Source organism: Roseinatronobacter domitianus (genome assembly GCF_023336755.1).
GTDB classification, from domain to species: domain Bacteria; phylum Pseudomonadota; class Alphaproteobacteria; order Rhodobacterales; family Rhodobacteraceae; genus Roseinatronobacter; species Roseinatronobacter domitianus.
The window spans coordinates 97,983-108,129 of sequence record NZ_JALZWP010000011.1 but is presented as its reverse complement, the minus strand read 5'-3'; the positions used below and the strand labels follow the sequence as shown (position 1 = coordinate 108,129).

8 protein-coding genes, 3 tRNA genes and 1 pseudogene are annotated in these 10,147 nt (G+C 62.5%); 6 read left to right on the top strand and 6 right to left on the bottom strand.

The window, feature by feature from the left end; all coding sequences use genetic code 11:
• Positions 1 to 369: 369 nt before the first annotated feature.
• Both M3N55_RS12025 and M3N55_RS12020 read right to left on the bottom strand, forming a co-directional pair.
• Positions 370 to 446 (bottom strand) — tRNA-Ile (locus tag M3N55_RS12025).
• Positions 447 to 496: 50 nt separating this feature from the next.
• Positions 497 to 1,378 carry an MBL fold metallo-hydrolase gene (locus tag M3N55_RS12020; protein WP_249059349.1) on the bottom strand — a complete coding sequence of 294 codons (882 nt, stop codon included), beginning with the start codon at positions 1,376 to 1,378 and terminating at the stop codon, positions 497 to 499.
• A gap of 135 nt (positions 1,379 to 1,513) precedes the next feature.
• Between M3N55_RS12020 and purM the strand changes: the two genes are divergently transcribed.
• Entirely contained in the window at positions 1,514 to 2,560 is a 1,047-nt protein-coding gene (gene purM, locus M3N55_RS12015) for a phosphoribosylformylglycinamidine cyclo-ligase (protein ID WP_249059347.1), read from the top strand.
• Positions 2,557 to 3,144, top strand: coding sequence for a phosphoribosylglycinamide formyltransferase (gene purN / locus M3N55_RS12010; protein ID WP_249059345.1), 588 nt, complete (start codon positions 2,557 to 2,559; stop codon positions 3,142 to 3,144). The genes purM and purN overlap by 4 nt, the downstream gene beginning before the upstream one ends.
• Here the strand turns inward: purN and M3N55_RS12005 are convergent.
• Both M3N55_RS12005 and rlmB read right to left on the bottom strand, forming a co-directional pair.
• The gene (locus M3N55_RS12005) at positions 3,131 to 3,700 is read right to left on the bottom strand and encodes a DUF2799 domain-containing protein (RefSeq protein WP_249059342.1); all 570 of its coding nucleotides are present in this window, start codon (positions 3,698 to 3,700) and stop codon (positions 3,131 to 3,133) included. The genes purN and M3N55_RS12005 overlap by 14 nt on opposite strands.
• Positions 3,697 to 4,485, bottom strand: a complete 789-nt coding sequence (gene rlmB / locus M3N55_RS12000; protein WP_249059339.1) for a 23S rRNA (guanosine(2251)-2'-O)-methyltransferase RlmB — start codon at positions 4,483 to 4,485, stop codon at positions 3,697 to 3,699. Before rlmB ends, M3N55_RS12005 begins: the two co-directional genes overlap by 4 nt.
• 145 nt (positions 4,486 to 4,630) lie before the next feature.
• Between rlmB and M3N55_RS11995 the strand changes: the two genes are divergently transcribed.
• Positions 4,631 to 4,714 (top strand) — tRNA-Tyr (locus M3N55_RS11995).
• Positions 4,715 to 5,101: 387 nt separating this feature from the next.
• Positions 5,102 to 6,469, top strand: a pseudogene (locus M3N55_RS11990) (IS1182 family transposase).
• Positions 6,470 to 6,747: 278 nt separating this feature from the next.
• On the opposite strand, the gene M3N55_RS11985 reads toward M3N55_RS11990, so the two are convergent.
• Positions 6,748 to 6,832, bottom strand: a tRNA-Leu gene (locus M3N55_RS11985).
• 258 nt (positions 6,833 to 7,090) lie between these two features.
• The gene (locus tag M3N55_RS11980; protein ID WP_249059337.1) at positions 7,091 to 8,389 is read right to left on the bottom strand and encodes a divergent polysaccharide deacetylase family protein; all 1,299 of its coding nucleotides are present in this window, start codon (positions 8,387 to 8,389) and stop codon (positions 7,091 to 7,093) included.
• 149 nt (positions 8,390 to 8,538) lie between these two features.
• Here M3N55_RS11980 and M3N55_RS11975 point away from each other — a divergent pair, with 149 nt between their 5' ends.
• Together M3N55_RS11975 and trpD are read left to right on the top strand one after the other, a co-directional pair.
• Complete coding sequence (locus M3N55_RS11975) at positions 8,539 to 9,120, top strand: anthranilate synthase component II (protein ID WP_249059336.1); 582 nt, start codon at positions 8,539 to 8,541, stop codon at positions 9,118 to 9,120.
• Positions 9,117 to 10,139 carry an anthranilate phosphoribosyltransferase gene (gene trpD, locus M3N55_RS11970; RefSeq protein ID WP_249059333.1) on the top strand — a complete coding sequence of 341 codons (1,023 nt, stop codon included), beginning with the start codon at positions 9,117 to 9,119 and terminating at the stop codon, positions 10,137 to 10,139. Before M3N55_RS11975 ends, trpD begins: the two co-directional genes overlap by 4 nt.
• Positions 10,140 to 10,147 lie beyond the last annotated feature (8 nt).

Here is a 10,147-nt window from a genome sequence, read left to right as displayed (position 1 = left end):
GCAGCCCCAACCTATAATGACCTTTGGCAAGCCGCCGGTCATGTGTGCAACCTCTTCACCGAGGAGGAATGCTACAACTTCTTCAAGGCCGCAGGATACAGAACCGATTAAACGCGACACGCTCTAGACCAACGCTCTACATTATAGAGCCGCCGTGATTGGTACCATACGGGGCAGGAATCAACGTTGCGTGCCTAATCTCATTCCATAGGAAACGCGCTCATGAAGGACCATATGGTCGTGATCCTTGATGGGGCCACACGCTTGCTCTCGCGGCTGGCATTCTGCTTAGCGCGGCCGGGAGGCCAAATTCCCGACTTTTGCCGAAAAGTCGGTGTTTGCGCGCCGAACGACAAAAATCTAGCGGAGTGGTAGGCCCGGAGGGACTCGAACCCCCAACCAAAGCGTTATGAGCGCTCTGCTCTAACCAATTGAGCTACAGGCCCGCCGACGCATCTGCTACGCAGAATGAAACCGCGCGTCAAGAAGCTACCGTTCAGCGCGGCTCGAACCGGCCGATGGGTTTTTTCAGATAGCTACGCCCATCTGCTTCCGGGTCCGGTAGGCGCCCGCCACGAATGTTGACCTGCAACGCTTCCAACATCCGGTCGGGCAGTTTGAGCGTGGCATCACGCGCGGCACGGGTGGCGATAAATTCCGGTTTGCTGATACCGTCTTTCACATGCTTGTTGGTCATGCGATGCTCGGCAACTGTCGCCATGTATTGCGGTGCGGCCCCGGCAGCGGGGTAATCATGCCCGACATACAGCCGCGTGTGGGCCGGCAAATCCAACAATGCGCGGATCGAATTCCACAAATCCTCGGCGCTGCCACCCGGAAAGTCGGCGCGGCTGGTGCCGGACGCGGGCATCATCAGCGTGTCATGCACAAAAGCCGCATCCCCTGCGACATAGGTAATCGACGCCAGCGTATGCCCCGGCGAGAACATGACCTTGACCGGGATATCCCCGACCATGAATTCGTCGCCATCGGCGAACAGTCGGTCCCACTGGCGGGCATCGGTCGGAAGGTCGGGCAGGTGATACATCTCTTGCCATAGTTTTTGAACACCCGTCACTTTCTCACCAATGCCATGCGGGGCGCCCAATTTCTCTTTCAGGTAGGGACCGGCGCTGAAATGGTCGGCATGGGGGTGTGTGTCGAGCACCCAATCCACCGTCAGACCTTCATCGGCAACATAAGCAAGAATTTCATCGGCGCTTTCCGTGCTGACAGCCCCCGCTTCGGGGAAATAATTCCAGACCGGGTCCACGATTGCCGCGCGCTTGCTGGCCGGGTCGTGGAACACATATTGCAGGCTGCCGGTCGGGCGGTCGAAAAAGGCGCGGACGACAGGGGATTTGAGATCAGTTGGCATTGATGGCTCCATTCATATTCTTATGTTAGAATGTGATCTAAGTGCTCTGAGCCATTCGTCAACCTGCACTTGGTTGCCCTGCCCCCAATTTCAGGCTATCGCGCGTGTCAGATCGCCATGCAGGAGTGCGCAGACATGTCGGACGGCAAGAACGGGTTAAGCTACGCAGCGGCCGGCGTCGATATTGACGCGGGCAATGCCTTGGTCGAGGCGATAAAACCCGCCGCAAAAGCGACCACGCGTCCCGGTGTTATGGCCGGGCTTGGCGGCTTTGGCGCGCTGTTCGATCTAAAGGCAGCGGGCTATACCGACCCTATTCTGGTCGCGGCAACCGATGGCGTTGGCACCAAGCTGCGCATTGCCATCGACACCGGACATCTGGACACGATCGGCATCGACCTAGTCGCAATGTGCGTCAACGACCTTGTCTGCCAAGGTGCGGAACCGTTGTTCTTTCTTGACTATTTCGCCACGGGCAAGCTGGATGTCCCCTCTGCGGCGCGGATCATCAACGGCATTGCCGAAGGCTGCACACGGTCCGGCTGCGCGCTGATCGGCGGCGAGACCGCAGAGATGCCGGGCATGTATACGGCAGAGGATTTCGACCTTGCCGGTTTTGCCGTGGGCGCGATGGAACGTGGCGCGGCCTTACCTGAGGGTGTGGCAGCGGGCGACGTTCTGCTGGGGCTGGAATCTGATGGCGTGCATTCAAACGGTTACAGCCTTGTGCGCAAAGTGGTCGCGCAGGCCAAGCTCGGCTGGGACGCGCCAGCGCCTTTTGCCGAAGGTAGTCTTGGCGCAGCCCTGCTGACGCCGACGCGGCTTTATGTCAAACCCGCGCTGGCGGCGATCCGGGCCGGCGGCGTGCGCGCGCTGGCGCATATCACCGGCGGCGGGCTGACAGAAAACCTGCCCCGCGTCCTGCCCGAAGGTTTGGGCGCGGATATCGACCTTGGCGCGTGGTCCCTTCCACCGGTCTTTGCGTGGCTGGCCCATGAAGGCGGCATCACGCAGGCGGAACTGCTAAAAACCTTCAACGCGGGCATCGGTATGGTTCTTGTGGTGGCCCCCGACCAAGCTGCGGCCCTGTCGGCTCTGCTGAACGCTTCGGGCGAACGCGTCCGCACCCTGGGCCATGTGACCGACGGCGCGGGCATCCGCTACACGGGCACGCTGGCATGAAGGTCGCGATCCTGATCTCTGGGTCAGGGTCCAACATGGTCGCGCTGGCGCAATCCATGACTGGGGACCACCCGGCGCGGCCTTGCTTGGTTCTGGCAAATGATCCGGACGCCTCTGGTTTGGCCAAGGCACGGGCGATGGGCATCCCCACAGCCGCCATCGACCACCGCCCGTTCAAAGGCGACCGCGCCGCCTTCGAAACCGCGCTTCTGGAACCGCTTCTGGCCGCCAAACCAGACTTTGTGGCGCTGGCCGGGTTCATGCGCGTGTTGACCGCCGGCTTCGTGCGTCAATTCGAAGGGCGGATGCTGAACATCCACCCGTCTTTGTTGCCGAGATACAAAGGGTTGAACACGCATGCCCGCGCGATTGCGGCAGGCGATGCAGAGGCCGGATGCACCGTCCATGAAGTGACTGCCGCGCTCGATGACGGGCCGATCCTTGGACAGGCTCGCGTCCCAATCCTGCCCAACGACACGCCCGACAGCTTGGCCGCGCGGGTGTTGCCGATGGAGCACCGGCTTTATCCGCTGGTGCTGCGCCGCGTCGCTACGGGCGAACGCGGACCCGTCAGCCTGCCCTGAACTCTGCCACAGCGCGGCGCGTGCGCGCGGCTTCGGCGCGTGCGAAGCCCAGCTCCAGTTGCAGGCGCAAAAGTTCGGACTGATTGCTTTGCAGCTCGGACCGCAAAGCCGCATCATCATCCGTTGCCAGCAGGCTCAATATCTCATTGTTCCGGGCGCGCAGCCGGGCAATCTCGGACTGCACGCGCCGCACATCTTCGCGGGCCTTATGATCGTCCAAGCCAATCTGAAAGCCACGCAAAAACGCCGATTCAGTGGCGGCAGGGCAAACATTGCGATAACGGCGCCCCTCGACCCCCTCGTTCAGACCACTCAACGGTGTGCAGTAATTTTGCAACCCTCGCGCATAGCCCCTTTGCCATGCCGCTCGGTCAGGCGTGATGCCCGCATCGGCGCAGGCTTTCACATGGCGGGCGAATTGCGTATCGGCCACGCGCCCGGCAGCCCCGTCTCGCTGACCGATCCCGCCCCAATCGCCCGTCAGGCACTCCTCTTGGGTAAGCGAGGCGCACCCCGTCAAAACCAAAAACGCGGCAATGGCAGCAAGACATCTCACTCTGCTTTGCTCCCATTTAGACGCGCCGCGTAGAGAGAAACCGCCGCTGCGTTCGACACATTCAACGAGCCAAACGCCCCTGCCGCTGGAATACGGGCTATCATGTCACAGGTCGCGCGGGTCTTGTCACGAAGTCCCGGCCCTTCAGCCCCCAGAACCAAGCCCACAGGGCCGGGTGGCAGGCTGGAAAGCGCCACATCCAGATCATGATCGCCTTCGCCATCCAGTCCGATCAGAATATAGCCCATGGCTTGCAGAGCGACCATTTCCTCGGCCAGATTGCGCACGCGCAAGTAGGGTTGGCGCTCCAGTGCGCCGCTTGCAGTCTTGGCCAAGGCACCGGTTTCGGGTGCTGCATGGCGCTGCGTGGCGATGACCGCGCGCGCGCCGAACACCTCGGCAGAACGCAGGATGGCCCCGACATTGTGCGGGTCGCTGACATGATCGAGCAACACAACAAGATCGCGCCCCTCTGGTTTGCACATCTCTGGAACGCGCCCCCAATCCAGTGGCTGCACTTCCAGCGCGGCTCCCTGATGCACAGCACCGGGGTCCAGTGGCGCGGGGAATTTACGTGGGTCTGCGATCTGCGCTTCGAGTCCGGACTGGGCCACCGCATCTGCCAGCTTGCTTTCCGCATTGCGCGTCAGGACCAGCGTCAGTTTCTTGCGCCGGGGGTTCATCAGCGCATCACGCACCGCATGCAGACCGAACAGCCACACGGTTTCTTGACGCCCCTCGCGACGCGCCTTCTCTTTCTCTATCACCCAGGTCGGTTTTTTCACGCCCACTCCGTCAATATCTTCCTGCCCAGCTTTGCTTAAGCGGACCGCCCGGTGCAAGGGCCAAACGCGCCAAGGCAGAGTTTTCAAATTACACACATTTCCGCCCTTGACGCGTTTGAGCGCCTCGCGTAATCCACCGCGCATAGGGCGACGGGCTGCAAGGTGCGGCAGCGGACTGTAACTCCGCCGGGGAGACCCACGCCTGGTTCGATTCCAGGGTCGCCCACCATTCCCCCCTCTAAGACTCCCATAGCACATAAACTGCGGCACGACGCATCTGAGTATGGGTTTGCGAACCAATAGCCCCCGTTATCGGTATAAGTCTCACCTGAGTTCGGTGCGGACCTGTTCTAATCTGCAACAGGGCGGACATCTCATCCCAAGCACCGTCCAGCACCCCAATGGCTTAGAACCGGATGTCACAATCCCACAGGCTTTCGGAGAATGCGGCAAATATGTTTCAGGGAGCATCGTGGCCTGAACCTTGGCTCCGCAGCACTCCAAAAGCATTCAAAGTCCCAATACGCGCCCCTTGAAACATGAAGCGCCGCCCCTCGGGGCGCCAGACTGCTGACAAAGTCCTCGCCTTTGGCGGGGACTTTTGATTCAATGGGGTATGTTGAGGAAGCTCGCCCCCGTTCAGACCGAGCTTGAGATGGTGACGCTCGAGAGCCTGGTCCCTGCCGATCATCTTTTGCGCAAGGTTGATGCGGCGATTGATTTCCGCTTCATCCGTGACCTGACCGAGGGGCTGTATTGCCCCGACAACGGTCGCCCACCGATCCCGCCCGAGGTGCTCTTCAAGGCGCTGTTCATCGGCTATCTGTTCGGCATCCGCTGCGAGCGTCAGTTGATGCGCGAGATCGAGGTGAACGTCGCCTATCGCTGGTTCCTGGGACTGCGGCTGACGGACCGGGTGTTCGATGCCTTGACCTTCAGCCAGAACCGCCGCCGCCGGTTCGACGCAACCGATGTAGCGCAGCAGATTTTCGACCGGATCGTGGAGGAAGCGCTGGACGCCGGGCTGGGGGGCGGCGAGGTGCTCTATACCGACAGCACGCATCTGAAGGCCTCGGCCAACAAGGGCAAGTATGACACGAGCCTGATTTCCAAATCCCGCGCGGCCTATTGGGACGATCTGGACCGGGCGGTGGAGGCGGATCGCGTGGCCCATGGAAAACCTCCGCTGCCAGCGAAAGAACGCACGCCCGAGATCAAACCCACCAAGGTCAGCCGCACCGACCCCGATGCGGGCTACATGGTGCGCGATGGTAAGCCGAAAGGGTTCTTTTACCTTGATCACCGCACGGTGGACGGGCGTTTCGGGATCATCACCGACACCCATGTCACGCCTGCCAATGTGCATGATTCCAGTCCCTATCTGGCGCGGCTGGACCGCCAGCGCATCCGCTTCGGGCTGGAGGTGTGCGCGGTGGGGCTGGATGCAGGCTATGCTGATGCCCCCATCGCGAAGGGGCTGGAGGATCGCCAAATCCTCGGTGTGACGGGCTACCGTCGTCCCGTGCCGCCGCGCGAAGGCATGATGCCACGCAAGGCCTTCGCCCATGCGTCCGATCAGGACGGCTATCGCTGCCCGCAAGGCCAGTGGCTCTGCTATGTCACCACGGATCGCAAGGGGTATCGGCATTACAAATCCGACCCAGCGATCTGCCGGGACTGCCCGCTGCTGGCGTCCTGCACTTCGCGCGCAAAGCCGCAGAAAACCGTCACCCGCCACATCTGGGCCTAGGCCCGCGAACGCACCGACGCCCACCGCCTGACCGATTGGGGCAAGCGCGTTTACAAACGACGAAAAGAGACGGTCGAGCGATCCTTCGCAGATGCCAAGCAACCCCATGGCCACCGATATGCGCGCTATCGCGGCCTTAAGGGCATCAGATGGCAAGCCCTCCTCGCCGCCGCCGCCCAGAACATCAAGAAAATCGCAATGGCAGCGTGGCAAAAACACCCGATGCCAGCGTGAAGCAAGGGCAAAACCCTCAAATCACCCTCCACCAAAAACAAACCGGGCCAAAATAACCGGGTTTATCAGTAGTCTGAGGCGGCCCCGAGGGGACACCTTTTCATACCTTGGAGCTGGCGTCGGAAAACTCAAGATCGGAATTTTTGCGCTTCAAGTCGGTTTTTGAGCGCCCGAGGCTGGAATTTGAAACGCCGTGAAAGCGTGTAACTATCTGATTGTAAAGGGACTGCATTTCGACCAAGTCGGTGTTTGCGTGCCGAACGACAGCTTTGAATGGATGGTGCGGGCGGCGGGACTTGAACCCGCACGAGTCAAGCTCGAGCGATTTTAAGTCGCTTGCGTCTACCATTCCGCCACGCCCGCACGCGCCCTTTCCTAGGGTATGGATGCACAAACGCAAGCGGTTTTTGGTCTGTTATGTGTGCGGCGGTGATGTTGGCTTTGCGGACGGCGTCGAGCTTGGCCCGCGTTGCAACGGGACGCCAGTGCCACCGCGTCGGCTGCGCTGGCACTGGCGCAGCGGGGTTTGCTTTTGATTCCACGCTGGGTGAGGTGAGCGTCCGCGCGGAACTCAAACCTGCCCAACCAGAACACCCGCCGCTCCTCCGCCCCTGTGCGCGGTCAGCGTGTCAGCAAGATCGCAGACACCGGCACCACCGACACCTGATCCGCGCGCCCGTCGCTGCGCCACAGTTCAAGGGCTTCCATCGTCGCATCATTCGTGGCGTCGCCAAAGACGATCACCTCGCCGATCTGGCTGGCCTGAAACACGGCGCGGTCCAGGTAGCGCCGGATGGTGAACGCGCTCTGGTCCTCGTCATCCAGAACCCGGAACACTTGGGCATGGGGCACACCCTCGCGGGCCGCAGCGCTGTCCACACGCGACAACCCGCCTGCGAAGCTGACCAGTCCATGCCCGTCGCGTGCGATCAAGGGTAAAACTTGGGTTGTCAGGTTCGCATTGCGCGCAAAGCCACCGCGCGGCAGGTCCAGCACGCCGACCGCTTGCGGCAGCGCGTCAAACCAAGCGCTGAAGGTCACGTCAAGGTCGGTGGCCCGCGCCCGATCCGGCAGGCCATTGGCCAGCACCAGAACCTCTTTCCCCGCCGCGCGGTAGATTTCGGCGGCCTGATCGGCGCTCGGGTCCATCGGGTTCAAGGCAATGGTCACGGGCAGTTCCAGCGCGGCCAGCGCGTGGCGCAAGGGCGTGGGCAAGCCCGGATCGTTCAGCACCACCGCCATCAGCGGTGCGCCAGTCAGGGAACCACTGAAACTGCTGTTGCGTTCCAGGGCTGTCAGGCGCTCTTCCCCGGTGTCGGGCGCAGTGTCCGGTTCTGGTGCGGCGCGAGTTTCAGTCTGGCCGGGCATTCCCAGAATAGGATTGCCGGGCAGGCGAGGCGCCTCTGACGCTGTCTCTTCTGGTGCCTCATTGTCACTGGCTTGCGGGGCTTCGGGCGTTTGCGGCAAGGCTTGATCGCGCGGAGGCACCGGCGTTCCCGGCAGTCTGCCCGGTGCTGCACGCAAGTCGGCAGCGGGAAGCGCGGGAGTGTTGGTGTCTGCGATTGCCGCGGGGCCGTCAGCCTGGGGTGTTTCGGTTTCCGGCATGGCTGGGGGTGTCGCCGGGCTTGGCACAGACGGTTCTGCGTCTTGTGGGGCTGTCAGAGGTTCGGGCAATGGCTCCGGCTCTGGTGATGCGCTCTCGACCGGGCCCGCACTTGCTTCGGGCCTGGTTGCGGTGTCGTTCCGTGTCGGCGTTTCCTGACGTGCAGCGGGTAACGGCGGATCGTTCACGGGGGCTGTGATCGGGGCGTCGGACGTTGTCTGCGGGGCGGGCGGGGCCAGAACCACACTTCCGGCAAAGCCAAGCGCAACCACGGCACTGCCCAAAAGCCCCCCTGTCAGACCATTCAGCCGTATCATGCCACTTCTGCCCTTGCCCGCTGCCTTCTCTGATGTTTCCCATAATCACCCGCTCCTTGCAATGGATTGGCGCGCGCATGCTTGACCTTGGCGGTTCAGGACGGGCATGTATGGCGCAGACACGCCCATTCGCCCGGAAAGGCGCCCTTATGCTGCTGCTGATAGATAATTACGACAGCTTTACCTACAATCTGGTCCATTACTTCGGAGAGTTGGGCGCGGATGTCACCGTCCAGCGCAATGATGCGTTGGATGTGCAGGCGGCGATGGCGTTGAACCCTTCTGCCATCGTGCTGTCGCCGGGGCCGTGCGACCCGGATCAGGCGGGCATTTGCTTGCCGCTTACCATGGCCGCTGCCGAGGCGCGCATTCCGCTGCTGGGTGTATGCCTTGGGCATCAGACCATCGGGCAAGCCTTTGGCGGCCGTGTGGTGCGTGCACCGTCGATTGTGCATGGCAAGCTGGGAGAGATGCATCATGCGGGGCAGGGGGTGTTCGCCGGTCTGCCGTCGCCGCTTATGGCCACGCGCTATCATTCATTGGTGGTCGAACGTGACAGCCTGCCCGAGTGTCTGGAAGTGACAAGCTGGCTGGAGGATGGCCTTATCATGGGCCTGCGTCACCGTGACCTGCCCATTGAAGGCGTGCAATTCCACCCCGAAAGCATCCGCTCGCAACATGGCCACGCCATGCTGCGCAACTTTCTGGACCGCGCGCAGGTGGCGGCATGATGAATGATCTGAAACCTTTGATCGCCTTGGCCGCCGAAGGGCCACTGACCCGCGCGCAGGCCGAAGCTGCATTCAACCTGCTGTTCGAGGGGCAGGCCACGCCCGCGCAGATGGGCGGCTTCCTGATGGCGCTGCGCACCCGCGGAGAGGTGGTGGATGAATACGCCGCGGCGGCCAGCGTGATGCGCGCCAAATGCGTGGCGGTTCGCGCACCTGCGGGCGCAATGGATATTGTCGGCACCGGCGGCGACGGCAAGGGCACGCTGAACATCTCGACCGCGACGGCGTTTGTGGTTGCGGGGGCGGGCGTGCCGGTGGCCAAGCATGGCAACCGCAACCTGTCGTCCAAATCGGGCGCGGCGGATGCGTTGGGCGCGCTGGGCATTGACGTTATGGTCGGGCCAGACGTGGTCGAGCGCGGGCTGGCGCAGGCGGGCATCGGCTTCATGATGGCGCCCATGCATCACCCGGCCATGCGCCATGTCGGACCGGTGCGGATGGAGCTGGGCACCCGCACGATTTTCAACATTCTTGGGCCGTTGACCAACCCGGCAGGTGTGAAGCGGCAGTTGACGGGCGCGTTCAGCGCGGCGCTGTTGCGCCCCATGGCGGAAACTCTGCGCGCGCTTGGGTCGGACCGCGCATGGCTGGTGCATGGCGGTGATGGCACCGACGAGCTGTCGATTGCCGCCCTGTCTGATGTGGTTGCACTGGAGAACGGCGCGCTGCGGGAGTTTACCTTGCACCCCGGCGACGCGGGCCTGCCCCTGCACCCGTTCGAAGACCTGATCGGGGGGAGCCCGGAACAGAATGCGCAGGAACTGTCGGCGCTGCTCGATGGTGAAGGCCGGCCCGCCTATCGTGATGCCGTGTTGCTGAATGCTGCCGCAGCGTTGGTGGTCGCTGAAAAGGCCACCACGCTTCCCGAAGGCGTCGAGATGGCGCGCGCCAGCATCGAAGGTGGTGCAGCCATGGCCGCCGTGCAGGCGCTGGCCCATATCAGCCCAGCCAAGACCTGAAACAGAGG

Excerpts from the sequence above, each read along its gene's own strand:
- purN (WP_249059345.1), top strand. The coding sequence starts at position 2,557 with ATGAAGGTCGCGATCCTGATCTCTGGGTCAGGGTCCAACATGGTCGCG.
- purM (WP_249059347.1), top strand. The coding sequence starts at position 1,514 with ATGTCGGACGGCAAGAACGGGTTAAGCTACGCAGCGGCCGGCGTCGAT.
- M3N55_RS11975 (WP_249059336.1), top strand. The coding sequence starts at position 8,539 with ATGCTGCTGCTGATAGATAATTACGACAGCTTTACCTACAATCTGGTC.
- M3N55_RS11980 (WP_249059337.1), bottom strand. The coding sequence starts at position 8,389 with ATGATACGGCTGAATGGTCTGACAGGGGGGCTTTTGGGCAGTGCCGTG.
- M3N55_RS12020 (WP_249059349.1), bottom strand. The coding sequence starts at position 1,378 with ATGCCAACTGATCTCAAATCCCCTGTCGTCCGCGCCTTTTTCGACCGC.
- trpD (WP_249059333.1), top strand. The coding sequence starts at position 9,117 with ATGATGAATGATCTGAAACCTTTGATCGCCTTGGCCGCCGAAGGGCCA.